This is a genomic window from Algoriphagus antarcticus, from assembly GCF_002150685.1.
Taxonomy (GTDB): Bacteria; Bacteroidota; Bacteroidia; order Cytophagales; family Cyclobacteriaceae; genus Algoriphagus; species Algoriphagus antarcticus.
In genome coordinates, this window is record NZ_MSSW01000073.1 from 23221 (window position 1) to 37828 (window position 14608).

Sequence of the window (14608 nt, forward strand, 5' to 3'; positions counted from 1 at the left end):
ATACTATAAATGCAGGTGTATGGCAGGTATGTTTAATAGAATTTACGTGCTTATTCTTAATATTCAGATTTGCTAAAAAAGTATCTTCTATATACGAGTTGACCCTGTACGAGGTGATCGCCAAACCTATTGAAGCCTACATTTCCGTCAAGATTATCAGTAAAAGTAGCTAGCATTGTGCCTTCCAGTGCAATATCAGAAAATGGTCCTAGGGTGTAGCTTATACCAGCTCTGATTGGCACATATCCAGTGGTGATTCTCTGGCGCTTAGGGACCTCATCTTTGCTGAAGGATTTAGTTTGTTTCGTATTGGCACGCATCACACCTAAGCCAAATCCACCGTAGAAATTAATGATGCTTCTGTTCATGTGATTTCCAAAGGGAATTACATACATGGTAGGCATTACATCAAAATAATAAACTGATCCATTGGTCGTAAATGAGGAGTTGTTTGCGGTCCATATGTTTTGAACATAAGCACTTGGGTTTCCACCACTGGAAATCCACTGTACCCCACCAGTAGCTCTCAGCTCAAATCTGTCATTGAGCCTCTTGGTCAATGAGGCAGAAATAGATGGCTTAATTTCAAAATTAATTGATCTAAACTGTCCGCCATTATCAAGATATGCGAAGGATGGACCCATCCCGATACTCACGATATTGTCTCTGGAATTTTTCTCTTTATAGAAATTTTGAGCAGAGACATGCATGCTTGCAAAAAGAAAAAAAACTAATGTGGAGACTTGGAATATTTTTAACATAACGATGATTCTATAAAGGGAATTTTGCCTTAGGATAGAACTTGTTTGCAAATTTGGCAACAAATATGCCAACACTCTGTATGAAATATTATTTAAAACAGAGGAATGTAAAATTTAGTATGGTAAAGGTAAAAAATTAAGCGCCTTCAAAAGCTTTTTTAATGTCTTCTTCAGTGGTTTTTAATTTGCTTCTACAGGATTTTACCAGCTCGGCTGCCTCTTTGACTAGCTCAGAAAGCTCATCTACACTTTTCTTTCCTTCTTCGAGTTCTGCCAGGATAGTCTCTAGACGACTCATGGCTTCGTTGTACTTTAGTTCGCTCATTTTTCCTCAATTTGTATAATAGTGCTTCTGATTTTTTGCTTGGAAGTATGCGTCTGCAATTCATCTCCAAGTAGGATTTTCGTGCTATTGATTGGCTTACCGTTGATTTCTGTTCGTGTATAGCCTCTGGCTAAAATTACTTCAGGATTCAGTTGACGTAGCAATAATTCCTTGGAGTTCAGGTTTTGTTTTTGATTTTGCAAAAAGCCCTCCAATCCCCGAATCATATTTTTCTCAAAAGTAGCCAAGGTGTTTTCCTGAATCTGCAGGATGTTTTTGCCGGAAATCCGAATTCGACTCATCGTGGAATTCAATTTCTCAGCTTCCAGCTTTAGTCGGCTTTCTGAAAATGCTTTTACTTGATGTGCTATTTGATGTATTTTGGTTTGCTCGTCGCTGAGTTTTTGACGCGTTGCCCGATCAAGTCTTAGCATTGCCAAGCCTAGATTTTCTTCAAATTCTCGAAAGCCAGAAAGTAGAAACTCTGCCACTGCAGTTGGAGTCTTCAGGCGAGTATGTGCTACCAAATCCGCTATGCTCTCATCGCGTTCATGGCCTATTCCAGTGAAGACAGGCAAAGAGAAATTTGCGATTTTGGTTGCAAGTATATAATCATCAAAGCAGTCCAAATCCAATTGGGCGCCACCTCCACGTATCATCACCACTGCTTCAATTCCTAATGCATCTTTCACAGCTTCGATCTGCTGAAGACTTCTGGTCAAAGAAGCCACAGCCTCATTTCCTTGCATCATCGAAGGGAAAAGCTTGTGATAAACCTGATATCCGTAAGAATTATTTTCTAGTTGATTGATGAAATCTCCATAGCCCGCCGCCGTAGGACTACTGATGATAGCGATTTTCTGGATAACTGGAGGAATTAGATGTCTGGCGTTAAGTCTTAATAAACCCTCCTTCGTAAGTCTATCGATAGTTTCTTGACGGACCCTTGCTCTTTCTCCGAGAGAAAAAGAAGGATCGATATCCTTCACGTTGATGCTTAGACCATATACTGGATGGAAATTTACAGCTACTTGAGCTAGCACTTTCATACCGTTTTTTATACTGGATCCAGTTACGGATTCAAATCTAGCAGCGACCGAGCGATATGCAAAAGACCATAGGTTTGCCTTGATTTTTGCCTGAACTGTGTTTCCTTGTTTTTCAACCAGTTCAAAATAAGCATGTCCTTGAGGTGCCTGACGAAAATCCGCGATTTCACCAATCACCCAAATCACCGGATCAAGTTCGTTCTCTAGTGCTTGTTGGATCAGCCGATTGAGTTCGGAAATCGATCTTGCATTTTGCATGCTTACGTCAGTTTTTGGAATTCCGCCTTGATCTTTTGGTTCAATTCCAGACTCGCTCTTAGCATAGGAAGTCTAACCTGATCGTCGCAGATACCCATGTGGCAAAGCAGATTTTTAATACCCACAGGATTACTTTCGGCATACATTAGGTTATTCAGAGGCAAAAGCGAGAATGCTGCTTTCAGACTTTCTTCTTCGGTGCCATGGCATAAAGCTTTAAAAGTTGCAGGAAGCGCATTTGCCATTACAGAAATAATTCCTGATCCACCGATGCTATACAAAGCTTTGGTCATTAGGTCATCACCCGAAACCAACAAGAAATTGGTTGGCATTTTAGACGCAATTTGCATGCACTGCTCCAAATTCCCACTGGCCTCTTTCATACCTATAATATTGGAATGCTCAGCAAGACTCAGGGTAGTTTCGGCAGTGATATTAGACATTGTTCTGCCTGGAATATTATACAAAATCACCGGAACTGGACACACATCTGCAATCGCTTTGTAGTGAGCGATAATCCCCGCTTGGGTTGGTTTGTTGTAATATGGACTTACAGAAAGGATGGCGATGATGCCTGTGAAATCTGTATTTGCAATCTCACTCAGTACCGACATGGTATTGTTTCCGCCCATACCATATACCACTGGCACCCGGCCAGCATTATAATCCAGACAGGCATCTAGCACCTGTTTTTTCTCAGAAGATGAAAGAGTAACTGTCTCCCCAGTAGTGCCTAAAACCACCAAATAATCCACTCCACCTTCGATCACATAATCGACAAGTCTTTTTAGACCATCGAAATCTATGGAGTAATCGTCGTGAAATGGGGTGACAAGGGCTACGCCGGTTCCTTGGAGTTGGTTCATGATTGTAAGGTTTGGGAGGCTAAAGATAATGGGATGAGAGGAATTGGCATTCTGTTTTCGGAAAAAATGGTATTCCTGTAGGGGCGAAAAATCTTTCGCCTGGAATGATGATTTCAATATCTGTGTCAACCGCGAATAATTATTCGCCACTACATGCCTCCAATAATGATTTTTGGTATATTCATCCTAGATTTTTTAGGATGATTAATCACCATATTTTTATCAATCATGAAATACAATCCTGATTTTCACCATCGCCGCTCTATCAGATTGAAAGGATATGATTATTCTAAAGCAGGTCTATATTTCATAACAATTTGGTGTAAAAAGCGGCAATGCTTTTTTGGAGAGATTTTAAAAAATGGCACGGAACAAGTTATGTCTCTCAGTAAATTTGGAATAATAGCTAAGGATTGTTGGTTTAAGATTCCGTCGCATTATCCCAATGTGGTTCTTCATGAATTTGTGGTGATGCCAAATCCTATTCATGGGATTATTGAAATCGCTGTAGGGGCGAATGACCATTCGCCCCTACGCAGGGGTAAATCAATATTTCGTTCACCGTCAAGAAAAATAGGGGGCTATCCTTAGAGGGTATAAAATAGGGGTGACCAAATGGCATCGTTCAAATACAGATATTTATAAGGTATGGCAAAGAAGCTATCATGATCATATCATTCGTAATGAAGAGGCTTATTTCAACATTACAAATTATATTAGGAACAATCCTGATTCATGGGAGATTGACACTTTTTTTAAAACATGTTGATAAAATGAAACTATGTAAGGGCGAATAATTATTCACCCCAACAAATGGTATAAAACCTCTAAAGCGAATAATTATTCGCCCCTACCAATCATTTTCAAAAAGTCCTCCTCTGAAATCATCGAAACGCCCAGCTTTTGGGCCTTTTCTTTTTTGCTTGGCCCCATATCTTCGCCTTCGATGATGAAATCAAGATTTTTGGAAACGGCGGAAATGTACTGTCCTCCATGAGCTATGACGGTATCTTTGATTTCATCCCGCTTGAAATGGACTAATTTCCCACTGGCCAAAATTCGCTTGCCTTCAAGTGAGTTTCCAAGTTTGATCGAAGCGTCTTTGTCGATTTCAAATTTCAGCCCGAATCCTTTTAGCCTGACGATGATCTCTTGGTTTTTTGACTGCGCAAAAAAGTCATGAAGGCTAAGCACAAGCGTATCGCCTACGCCATTGATATCCAGCAATTGTTCGGAACTGGCAGCTTCGAGTTTTTCTATTGTTCCAAAGTGTCTAGCTAAAAGCTGAGCCGTGTTTTCACCAATATTTCTAATTCCTAAAGCGAAAAGCACTTTCTCGAAAGGTTGATTTTTCGATGCCGAGATTCCCTCCATCATGTTTTTGATGACTCCATCCTGGAACGTATTGGCTTTGAGTTTTTTGATTCGGTCAGTTAATTCCTGATTGAGATCAAGATTGAGTTTTAGAAGAATGCCATGAACGGCACCCTCTTTTTTACTGACTTCCAGTACTTTATGAAAATCAACTTTTCTACTGAGGAAGAGATCCAACACCACAGCCACCGGCACGTAATCTTCCAGTTTTGGGAGGTTGTGATCCTTAAGGTTTGTAATCAGATAATCGATCATCCCCGTATTGGAAGGGACTTTTTTCTTCCATTTTCTGATTTGCTCCTGAAAAGCTTTCAGTGTTTCTGCCAAAGGAAGCTCGGTGTTGTCAATTAGAAAATCATGAATCTGCTTAAATGAAATTTGTTCAGTAATTGCAAAAAGGGCCTTCTCCAAGGTGATGTAAAGCAATCCATCACCCTCGGTTTCGTACTGATCTTGGGACATTTCCAGACCCAAAAGTTCCTCTTTTCTGCCTTCCAACTCATAGATATCCGCAGGATCAATAATGAATCCCTGATCGATCAGCGCTCTGATTCGCTCCGTTCCCATGGAGTCGATATTCATAGCTCGCTTAGATACAAAATGCTCGATTCTTCCCAGCACCTGAGGCGGACAGGATTCTGCATTTGGACAGTAGTGCTTGGCTTCGCTTTCTTTCCGCTGCAGTTCGGTTCCGCATTCCGGGCAGCGCGTGATATAAGAAATTGACTTAGCCTCAGGATTTCTTCCATCTGGATTTACTGCCGTGATTTTCGGGATTATTTCCCCGCCTTTTTCCACAAATACAAAGTCGCCATCATGCAGATCCAAGCGCTCAATCTCATTGGCATTGTGGAGGGAAGCCCGCTTTACAGTCGTACCAGCCAAACTCACAGGGGAAAGGTTCGCTACAGGAGTGATTGCTCCAGTTCGACCTACTTGATAGGTGATCGACAGTAGTTCTGACTCCGCGCTTTCAGCTTTGTACTTGTATGCAATCGCCCAGCGTGGATTTTTGGCGGTAAAACCCAATTCCTCTCGCTGATCGTAATTATTGACTTTTAGGACGACTCCATCGGTTTCTACGGGAAGTGAATGACGTTTGTCTTTCCAGTCCTCTATGTATTGGATGACCGCTTGAATGTCTTCAACTTTTCTATAGGTTTGGGAGACGTTGAATCCCCATTTTTCAAGCAAGCATATCGCCTCCGAATGTGTGTTTACACTGAGTTCATCGCCTAGCAACTGGTAGAAATAGCAGTTCAATCTACGCTTGGCTACCACCGAGGAATCCTGCATCTTCAGTGTTCCCGAAGCTGCATTTCGGGGATTTGCCAAAAGCGCATCACCAGCTTCGTCTCGTGCTGCATTGATTTTCTGGAATTCCTTCAAAGGCAAAAAGATCTCTCCACGTACTTCAAACTTTGCCGGAATGTTTTCGGCTTTTACTTCCAAAGGGATATTGCGAATTGTCCGCACATTCGCTGTGACATCATCTCCTTTATATCCATCACCACGGGTGACAGCTCTCAACAATCGGCCATTTTCATAGACCAAACTAATGGCTACTCCATCGAATTTCATTTCGCAGAAATATTCAAAATCCGAGTGACCCAGCCCCTTTACTACGCGCTCATCAAAGGCGACAAGCTCTTCCACCGAATACGTGTTTCCCAGCGAAAGCATTTTAGTGCTGTGCTCCACCGTCTGAAAATCCTTGGTGATCGTCCCGCCTATACGTTGGCTAGGGCTGTCAGGATCAAGCAAATCAGGGAAGCTAGTTTCCAACTGGATCAATTCTTCAAGCAATTGGTCAAAGGCAAAATCAGAGATCTCAGGGCTGCTTTCCTGATAATATCGATTATTGTGATGGTTGATTTCTTGGCTAAGCTGGGCAATTCGCTTTTCGGCTTGCTGTGGATTCATGGGCTGTTTAGAAAAATTCGGGCTCGTAAAAATAGGAGATACTTACCGCAAAGTCGCAGAGGTAGCGAAGAAAGGCGTGAAGGGATTTGCAGAGTTTGTGGTTTACGTCACCGACCATGGTCTGTGTCGCACAGACCATAATTATGAAAATTGTTCAATCCTTTCAGGATCATAACGATAAATCGGGTTGTACAAAAAGTCTGGACTGCGTCGCAGTCAAACCATGATTAGCCATGGGTACAACACATGGAAAACGGTGATTAAGTAGATTTTGTCATGCCTGAAGGCTGGAACTCGAGGAAAAGTGGAGGTTTCTAGTTGGAGATCCATTACAAATTGATTTGGATAGAGGAGTGTAATTACTTCCAAATACTGTACTATACGGAATTTACACACAGCTCAACGCTTGTTCAACGCTAAGTGGAGAATTTGGATAGTAAAGGAACAGTTTATTCACAGCGATGGAAAGAAAGTTTTTTTGTCCCAGCTTTTTCTGCCTATACTTCTTGTATTAGCTATTACAATCGATTAATGGTTTATTTCTTCGCCTCCTTTAATCTTTGATCAAAAACCATTTTTGCAGTGCCAATAACTATTATCCCAGATGAATCTGGATGATTGGGATTTATCAAATAATTAAATTCTTGGGGAACGATGCTGCTAGGTACTTTGAGAATTGCTGCTTCATTAAAAGTTACAAAGTCATCCCCAATTACTTGAGTTGTAGCTGATGGAGGATGTGAGTCCCAGTTCTCTGGTAGATCTTCCAGCTTTACCTCCTGGATAGTAAGTTCATCCGAAATCTCAATCTCCACATAGTACCGATCATCAGGTAGATCCTCGCTCAAATCTAAATGAACTGAAACTTCAAGTGTAGCCAAAGCACGCGTCTCTGCTGTATATACTATACGCGTGTTAAAACTATTCCAACGATAGCCTTCAGACAATGAAGCTCCTGTACCAGTTAAAGTAGTTTTCAAATACTTTTCTCTTTCAATCCTGAAAACTACCATTAAGCTAAGTTTCCGTATTCTAACCGAGTAAGGCAGAATCTGACTTCGTTGATTCCTGTGACAGTATCAAGCATACTTTCAGGTGAATTTCCACCAATAGATACGTTTGACTTCTTAAACCATCGGTGAAATTTCGCTTCCTCATTATTAAAAACTTCTAAACCGTAATCAATCAGCTCATTTATCAAGATCAGTAGTTCGCTATCTCTACTACTTAATAGTAAATGCTCGCTTTTCTTCTTGTTATAAGTAGTTTGAGGTATCCCTATAATTGCTAATACAGATTTTATAGGATTATTCAACCTTTTGCTCAGTGCGTCAATAGTTTCGTAGGGAATCCCTGCTCTGATGACATCAACTCGCTCAAGTTTATTGCCTCTATGATATTCGAGCGCATCAGAATTGATTGAAGATTTGATACTACTTGAGGATTTTCCATAAGCATTTTGGATGCTTCTCTTAGTGTCGAACGGTTTAGTTTTTTGTACTGTTTTCTTCATAAAGCAACTTATTTGTTGTTAATATAAAGCAATTTTGTTGTTTTGGTTCAGCTTCAATAAAAAAAATCCCTTAAGGTTTTTCTTCACCGCTCCTTATTTGACGTCTGCACAGACAAGTTTCTCCATTTTTTTTGATCCTTTACTTAGCGAAATCACTTCCGACACAAAACCTTCGAGGTTCGAAAAAAACCTCAAAGGTTATACACGTTGCGTCACTGCGAGAGATTTTCTTAATACTTTTTGGAAGCTCTGGCATATCCTCCCATTATTTTAAATCTTTGTTTTTCTCTTTCCCCAAATACCTATGCCTAGTAAAGCCACAATTGAAAGCAAGATTCTGGATGCAGCTTACAAACTTTTTCTAGCAAATGGCTATCGTCATACGACCATGGATGATATTGCCCAAATGCTGGGAATGAGCAAAAAGACGCTTTATAAGTATTACCCTGGCAAACTGGAATTGCTTGCTGCTTCCTTTCAGGTAACCAGAACCAAGCTTACAGCCAAAATGGAGGCAATTGTGGAAAATCGATATATTTCTTTTCCACTGAAACTGAAGTCAACTTTGACGGTGATGGCCTCTCTGCTAGGCCCAATTAATCCTGAGCTTTTCGAAGACCTGCGGGAATATGCTCCCGAAATCTGGGAGGATCTGGAACAGTATATCAATGAATCTGCCTACATCCGAGTCAAGAAATTGTTGGACCAGGGAAAAAGTGAGGGTTTGGTAAATCCATCTATGAATATCAATCTGGTTGTCATGCTTTATGCAGCTGCGGTACAATCACTTATGGATCCAAAATTCATCAACCAGTTTCCGGAGCTAATCCAAAAAGGCATGAAGATTCCCCCTGCTGATATCTACGACCAGGCAATCACTATTATTTACAATGGTATTTTGACGGAAGAGGCACGCAATGAATTTGCAAATGCCTAAGGCAGCCTTTGCCCGATTTGCCTATCTTTGCGCCCTGATCTTGCAATGAATTTTATTTTTCAAAGCTGGGTTGACTATTTCGAATCTTAGATTGATCATGAGCAATACCAATTTCAAAAGATATACAGTCACTTCCGCGCTTCCATATGCCAATGGGCCGCTTCATATTGGTCACTTGGCTGGATGCTACATCCCCTCAGATATTTATGTGCGCTATTTGCGAAGCCTGAGAAAGGATGTCGTGTACATCTGTGGCAGTGATGAGCACGGCGTGGCGATTACGATCAAGGCGAGAAAAGAGGGGGTGACTCCACAGGAAATCGTGGATAGGTATCATGAGATGATGAAGGGAAGTTTTCAGGAATTTGGGATCAGTTTTGATCATTATTCCCGCACTTCAGCACCAATTCATCATGAGACTGCCCAGGGATTTTTTAAAGATTTGTATGAAAAAGGCGAATTCATAGAAGAGACTACGGAGCAATATTACGATGAGGAAGCCAACCAGTTTTTGGCAGATAGATACATCGAAGGTACTTGCCCCAAATGTGGCAATCCAAATGCCTATGGAGACCAGTGTGAGAAATGCGGTAGCTCACTGAGCCCTAACGAACTGATCAATCCTAAATCCAAATTGAGCGGAAGAACTCCAGTTTTGAAGGAAACCAAACATTGGTTTTTGGATTTGGCGAAGTACCAAAATTTCCTGAAAGAGTGGATCTTAGTAGAGCATGCGAATGATTGGAAAAATAATGTGCTTGGGCAGTGTCGTTCTTGGCTAGAGGCTGGCGAAGGCTTGCAAGCTAGATCTATGACCAGAGATTTGGACTGGGGAATAAAAGTGCCTTTGCAGGACGCAGAGGGCAAAGTTCTATATGTTTGGTTTGATGCACCGATTGGCTATATCTCTTCGACAAAAGAGTGGGCGGCAGAAAAAGGCATATCTTGGGAACCGTATTGGAAGGACAAAGAAACCAAACTGGTACACTTTATCGGCAAAGATAACATCGTATTCCACTGTATCATTTTCCCTGCAATCCTGAAAACTCACGGCGATTACATCCTTCCGGATAATGTGCCTGCAAATGAGTTTTTGAACCTGGAAGGAGACAAGATCTCCACTTCCAGAAACTGGGCAGTTTGGCTTCATGAATATCTTGAGGAATTCCCAGATAAGCAGGATGTGCTGCGCTACGTGCTTACTGCAAATGCGCCTGAGACTAAGGATAATGACTTTACCTGGAAGGATTTCCAGACTAGAAACAACTCAGAACTCGTTGCCATTTACGGGAATTTCGTGAATCGTGCTGTGGTTTTGACTCATAAATATTACAAGGGATTTATCCCTCAGCGTGGCGAATTGACTGGTTATGATCAGGAGGTTTTGGATGCTGTGGCTGAATTTCCTGAGAAAATCGCTTCTTCTATTGAGCGCTACAGATTCCGTGAGGCGCTGAGCATAGTGATGGAATTGGCTCGATTGGGCAATAAATACCTAGCGGATACTGAGCCTTGGAAAGTCATCAAAACCGATGAAACCCGAACAGCAACAATCCTGAATATCGCGCTGAATATCGCTGCTAATCTTGCGATAGTCTCCGAGCCATTTTTGCCATTTACTGCTGGGAAACTGGTGGGTCTTTTTGGAATGGAAAAGATAAATTGGTCTGAAGCTGGTCAGGGAGAACTATTGAAAGCGGGAACCTCACTAGGAGAGATGGGATTACTTTTCGAGAAAGTCGAAGATGAAACTGTAGAAAAACAAGTACAAAAACTATTAGATGCTAAGAAGATGAATGAAGCTGAAAATGCCCCGGTTACACCAATGAAAGAGATCATTTCATATGACGATTTTGCGAAGCTGGATATGCGTGTGGTGACTATTTTGGAAGCAGAGAAAATGCCGAAATCCAAGAAACTACTCAAGCTTAAAGTGGATATTGGCTTGGGACATAGAACGGTGCTTAGCGGAGTAGCCGAACACTTCGAACCAGATTTTTTGGTTGGAAAGCAGGTGACGATGTTGATCAATCTGGCGCCTAGAAAAATGATGGGCATCGACTCAGAAGGAATGATCCTGATGGCTGAAGACAAAGACGGCAAGCTGAAGCTTTTGGTGCCTCACGAAAGCACAGCGAGTGGATCGGGTATTTCATAAATATCATGTTGTTTGTAAGGGCGAATAATCATTCGCCCTTTTTCAATTCATATCATGAATCAAATAATTTTTTAAATTGATTTACGTATGGAAAATGATATTAGGTGGAAGCAACGTTTAGAGAATTTTTCAAAAGCAGTTAAACTTTTGGGGGAAGTCGAATCTCTTGATCTAGAGAAAACTTCGCAGTTGGAGAAAGAAGGGATTATTCAGCGTTTTGAATTTACGCTCGAATTGGGATGGAAGACTCTAAAGGATAGAATGGAGTCTGACGGTTTGGTTCTCCACCAAATTTTCCCGAAAATGGTAGCTAAGGAAGCTTTTAAACCTAAGTATATAGACGAAATAGAAAACTGGATAGACAAGATCAATGATCGCAATTTACTTAACCATACTTATAATTTTTCAGTTATGGAAGAAGTAATTCCTGATATTCAAAAACGATATTCGCCGGCGTTATCAGCTTTGCATCAAACATTAATGTGAATTGAGAATATGAAATTCGGCCTAACGAACTCAGCTCAGGAGATCCTTATCGATATTTTTAAAAAGTCTCCTCAAGTTGTGCACGTGGTTATTTACGGGTCGAGGGCAAAAGGTAGCTTCACGAGTAGAAGTGATTTGGATTTGGTAATTGCCGATCAGGAAATTGATCGCTTTACTTTAGGGAAAGTGATTTCTGAAATTAATGAGAGCGATTTTCCATATACTATCGATCTTCAAAGTCTTGGCAGGATTCAGAACAAAAATCTACTCGATCATATCAGTAGAATGGGGAAGACCTTTTACAGAAAAGATTAAAATTTAGGTAGGGGTGAATAATTGTTTGCCCCTTCCACCAAATGATTAATGCAACGGTCTTTTCTTAATCATCCCACCCTTGGTGTCTTTGATCGGATATTGGATCACGAAGGCTTTTGGGTCTATTTTATTGATTTCTACTAACATTTTGGTGACCTCCAGTCGCGTGATTACACAGAATAAAACTTTTCTATCAGGAAGTTGTTTGGCTTTGGCACCATAGCCCCCATCGGACTTTAAGACAGTTACACCACGTCCCAAATCGTATGAAATCATTTGTTTGATGTCTTCATTATGTGGGGACATGATCATCACTCCAAGGTATTCTTCGACTCCATTGATGATGAAATCCACTGTTTTCGAAGCAGAAAAATAGGTTAGCATGGAATACATGGCTGTTTCTAGATCTACAAAAATGGCTGCCACTATAAAAAGGCAGACATTGAATACCGTGATAAAATCACCAACTGTTAAGCTTGATGTTCTACTGACGGAAATCGCCAAAACTTCAGTGCCATCGATCACAGCCCCACCTCTAATAGCGAAACCAATGCCGCTTCCAAGAAAGAATCCACCAAAGACGGCAATCAGTAATTTGTCCGCAGTAATTGCCGGCACTTCTATATAATGCACTAGTAATGCCAAAGCAAAAATAGCAAATGTGCTTTTGATAGCGAAAGGAACCGAAACTTGCCTTGCACCAAGCAAAATAAATGGCAGGTTGACAAGGATAATCAATACGGAAAGATTGACTGGAGTGAGCATTTCCAAGAGTAGTGACATACCCATTGCTCCACCGTCAAAGAATCCATTTGGTAATAGAAAACCTTTCAGGCCAATGCTCGCCATTACTACTCCGATTGCGATGAAAATCCCGTCCTTGATTTGCCGCCAAATCGTAATTCGCTTCACTAGTTTGCTATCCTGAAATTTTAAAAGTCGCTTCACCATAATTCGAAAATAGTTGTTTTTAATCAACAGTTCTGCTTCTAAAAGCATCTAAGCCAAGAATAAATACTTAACTTAAGTGAAAAGAGCCGGTCAAACTGATAGTTACTTTATTTAAGAAATCGGTAATTAATGAGTCAAATTTTTATTAAAACTTGATTAGAGTATAAGTTTAGGTAAAAGCATGAGCCTATTTTCATAAAATTTTTGACTATTACTCTTTTTCATCTATCTTTTTGCAGCTTGTTATATTTTAGATAAACTTATGAAGACCGACGGATACAATGCAGGGGAACATTATGATGAGATGATCTCTGAAGATGGGAATATTAGAGAGCATTACAGTGAATTTTATAATCATTTAAAAAAGACAAGTTCTCGAAAGATGAACCACCTGCAGCACTCTGCTAACCAAACACAGCGCTCGATGGGTATGACTTTCAATGTCTATCATGACAATCAAGGGATGGAGAAAATCCTCCATCTGGATATTATTCCCAGAATCATACCCAATTCAGAATGGAAGAAACTTGAGGCTGGACTTAAGCAGAGGACGCTTGCCCTGAACCATTTTCTTCAGGATATTTACAATGAGCGTAAAATCCTTAAAGATGGGATTGTTCCTTCTGATCTGATTTTGAAAAGTAAGGATTATCTAGAGCCTTGTATTGGTCTCACGCCGCCAAAAGGTATTTGGTGCCATATTACTGGGACTGACTTGGTGAAAAGTAAGGATGGCGAATATTACATCTTGGAAGATAATCTCAGATGTCCATCTGGAGTTTCCTATATGCTGGAAAGCCGGGAGATTATTAAGCGCGTTTACCCTGATATTTTCAATCAAAAGGGTGTAATGCCTGTCTCTGATTATCCGACAAAACTACTTCGGATGCTACAGAATCTTTCGGATAAGCCAAGACCAGTAGTAGGTGTATTGACTCCTGGCATTTATAATTCTGCATATTATGAGCATTCCTACCTCGCATTGCAAATGGGGGTGGAGCTGGTGAATGGAGTGGATCTAATCGTGGAGAACAAGAGAGTTTATATGCAGACCACCAAAGGTTTGCAGCAGATCGATGTTCTTTATCGCAGGATCGACGATACGTTTTTGGATCCAGAAACCTTCAATCCGAAGTCAATGCTTGGTGTTCCTGGACTTTTCGAAGCTTATAAAGCTGGGAATATTGCCATGGCAAATGCACCGGGAACTGGTGTGGCAGATGACAAGGCTGTCTATGCTTACGTCCCCCAAATCATTAAATATTATCTGAACGAAGAGCCTATTTTAAACAATGTGCCTACCTATCTCTGTAGAGAAGAGAAGGACAGACAATACGTGCTGGATCACATAGAGGAATTGGTAGTGAAGGAAACAAATGCCGCAGGAGGCTATGGGATGCTTATCGGCCCCAAAGCTACTGAAGAAGAGCATGCTAAATTCCGCGAATTGATCAGGAATAACCCTTCCAATTATATCGCTCAACCAACCTTATCTCTCTCCACTGTACCGACTTTGACGGATGAGGGAATTAGTGGACGGCATGTCGATTTGAGGCCTTATATATTATATGGGGAGGAGATAGAGGTGATTCCAGGGGCGCTCACTCGGGTGGCGCTGAAAAAAGGTTCGCTGGTGGTGAACAGTTCACAGGGTGGAGGAAGTAAGGACACTTGGGTTTTATATTAAATAAA

General features: G+C 41.0%; 14 protein-coding genes. 6 read left to right on the forward strand and 8 right to left on the reverse strand.

The window, feature by feature from the left end:
• Positions 1-56: 56 nt before the first annotated feature.
• The 4 genes from BVH04_RS21120 to dapA form a co-directional block, all read right to left on the reverse strand.
• Complete coding sequence (locus BVH04_RS21120) at positions 57-761, reverse strand: hypothetical protein (RefSeq protein WP_086543449.1); 705 nt, start codon at positions 759-761, stop codon at positions 57-59.
• Between the two features lie 136 nt (positions 762-897).
• Positions 898-1086 (reverse strand): exodeoxyribonuclease VII small subunit, encoded by a 189-nt coding sequence (xseB, locus tag BVH04_RS21125; protein WP_086543450.1) that lies wholly within the window; start codon positions 1084-1086, stop codon positions 898-900.
• Positions 1083-2393 carry an exodeoxyribonuclease VII large subunit gene (xseA, locus tag BVH04_RS21130; RefSeq protein ID WP_086543451.1) on the reverse strand — a complete coding sequence of 437 codons (1311 nt, stop codon included), beginning with the start codon at positions 2391-2393 and terminating at the stop codon, positions 1083-1085. Before xseA ends, xseB begins: the two co-directional genes overlap by 4 nt.
• 2 nt (positions 2394-2395) lie before the next feature.
• Positions 2396-3259 (reverse strand): 4-hydroxy-tetrahydrodipicolinate synthase, encoded by an 864-nt coding sequence (gene dapA / locus BVH04_RS21135; protein ID WP_086543452.1) that lies wholly within the window; start codon positions 3257-3259, stop codon positions 2396-2398.
• Positions 3260-3487: 228 nt separating this feature from the next.
• On the opposite strand from dapA, the gene BVH04_RS21140 reads away from it, so the two are divergent.
• A complete protein-coding gene (locus BVH04_RS21140) occupies positions 3488-3850 on the forward strand; it encodes a hypothetical protein (protein WP_205635898.1) in 363 nt (120 codons plus the stop codon).
• Positions 3851-4099: 249 nt separating this feature from the next.
• On the opposite strand, the gene ligA is transcribed toward BVH04_RS21140, so the two are convergent.
• The 3 genes from ligA to parS all read right to left on the reverse strand — a co-directional run bounded on the left by ligA (position 4100) and on the right by parS (position 8069).
• Positions 4100-6556 (reverse strand): NAD-dependent DNA ligase LigA, encoded by a 2457-nt coding sequence (gene ligA, locus BVH04_RS21145; RefSeq protein WP_086543453.1) that lies wholly within the window; start codon positions 6554-6556, stop codon positions 4100-4102.
• Positions 6557-7092: 536 nt separating this feature from the next.
• A complete protein-coding gene (locus tag BVH04_RS21150) occupies positions 7093-7569 on the reverse strand; it encodes an RES family NAD+ phosphorylase (protein ID WP_086543454.1) in 477 nt (158 codons plus the stop codon).
• On the reverse strand, positions 7569-8069 hold the full coding sequence (parS, locus tag BVH04_RS21155; RefSeq protein WP_086543455.1) for a type II RES/Xre toxin-antitoxin system antitoxin: 501 nt from the start codon (positions 8067-8069) through the stop codon (positions 7569-7571). The genes BVH04_RS21150 and parS overlap by 1 nt, the downstream gene beginning before the upstream one ends.
• 304 nt (positions 8070-8373) lie before the next feature.
• Here parS and BVH04_RS21160 point away from each other — a divergent pair, with 304 nt between their 5' ends.
• The 4 genes from BVH04_RS21160 (at position 8374) to BVH04_RS21175 (ending at position 11965) form a co-directional block, all read left to right on the forward strand.
• Positions 8374-9006, forward strand: coding sequence for a TetR/AcrR family transcriptional regulator (locus BVH04_RS21160; RefSeq protein ID WP_086543456.1), 633 nt, complete (start codon positions 8374-8376; stop codon positions 9004-9006).
• A gap of 97 nt (positions 9007-9103) precedes the next feature.
• Positions 9104-11164, forward strand: coding sequence for a methionine--tRNA ligase (metG, locus tag BVH04_RS21165; RefSeq protein ID WP_086543457.1), 2061 nt, complete (start codon positions 9104-9106; stop codon positions 11162-11164).
• An 87-nt stretch (positions 11165-11251) separates the two neighbouring features.
• Positions 11252-11650 carry a nucleotidyltransferase substrate binding protein gene (locus tag BVH04_RS21170; RefSeq protein WP_086543458.1) on the forward strand — a complete coding sequence of 133 codons (399 nt, stop codon included), beginning with the start codon at positions 11252-11254 and terminating at the stop codon, positions 11648-11650.
• A 9-nt stretch (positions 11651-11659) separates the two neighbouring features.
• Complete coding sequence (locus BVH04_RS21175; RefSeq protein ID WP_086543459.1) at positions 11660-11965, forward strand: nucleotidyltransferase domain-containing protein; 306 nt, start codon at positions 11660-11662, stop codon at positions 11963-11965.
• A gap of 45 nt (positions 11966-12010) precedes the next feature.
• Here BVH04_RS21175 and BVH04_RS21180 read toward each other — a convergent pair whose 3' ends face one another.
• Positions 12011-12964, reverse strand: coding sequence for a YitT family protein (locus tag BVH04_RS21180; protein WP_240511009.1), 954 nt, complete (start codon positions 12962-12964; stop codon positions 12011-12013).
• A gap of 214 nt (positions 12965-13178) precedes the next feature.
• Here BVH04_RS21180 and BVH04_RS21185 point away from each other — a divergent pair, with 214 nt between their 5' ends.
• A complete protein-coding gene (locus tag BVH04_RS21185) occupies positions 13179-14603 on the forward strand; it encodes a circularly permuted type 2 ATP-grasp protein (protein ID WP_086543460.1) in 1425 nt (474 codons plus the stop codon).
• The last annotated feature ends 5 nt before the right edge of the window (positions 14604-14608 follow it).

Coding starts and splice junctions, on each gene's coding strand:
- metG (WP_086543457.1), top strand. CDS start 9,104: ATGAGCAATACCAATTTCAAAAGATATACAGTCACTTCCGCGCTTCCA.
- xseA (WP_086543451.1), bottom strand. CDS start 2,393: ATGCAAAATGCAAGATCGATTTCCGAACTCAATCGGCTGATCCAACAA.
- BVH04_RS21170 (WP_086543458.1), top strand. CDS start 11,252: ATGGAAAATGATATTAGGTGGAAGCAACGTTTAGAGAATTTTTCAAAA.
- BVH04_RS21175 (WP_086543459.1), top strand. CDS start 11,660: ATGAAATTCGGCCTAACGAACTCAGCTCAGGAGATCCTTATCGATATT.
- BVH04_RS21180 (WP_240511009.1), bottom strand. CDS start 12,964: ATGCTTTTAGAAGCAGAACTGTTGATTAAAAACAACTATTTTCGAATT.
- BVH04_RS21160 (WP_086543456.1), top strand. CDS start 8,374: ATGCCTAGTAAAGCCACAATTGAAAGCAAGATTCTGGATGCAGCTTAC.
- dapA (WP_086543452.1), bottom strand. CDS start 3,259: ATGAACCAACTCCAAGGAACCGGCGTAGCCCTTGTCACCCCATTTCAC.
- BVH04_RS21185 (WP_086543460.1), top strand. CDS start 13,179: ATGAAGACCGACGGATACAATGCAGGGGAACATTATGATGAGATGATC.
- parS (WP_086543455.1), bottom strand. CDS start 8,069: ATGAAGAAAACAGTACAAAAAACTAAACCGTTCGACACTAAGAGAAGC.
- BVH04_RS21150 (WP_086543454.1), bottom strand. CDS start 7,569: ATGGTAGTTTTCAGGATTGAAAGAGAAAAGTATTTGAAAACTACTTTA.
- BVH04_RS21120 (WP_086543449.1), bottom strand. CDS start 761: ATGTTAAAAATATTCCAAGTCTCCACATTAGTTTTTTTTCTTTTTGCA.
- ligA (WP_086543453.1), bottom strand. CDS start 6,556: ATGAATCCACAGCAAGCCGAAAAGCGAATTGCCCAGCTTAGCCAAGAA.
- xseB (WP_086543450.1), bottom strand. CDS start 1,086: ATGAGCGAACTAAAGTACAACGAAGCCATGAGTCGTCTAGAGACTATC.
- BVH04_RS21140 (WP_205635898.1), top strand. CDS start 3,488: ATGAAATACAATCCTGATTTTCACCATCGCCGCTCTATCAGATTGAAA.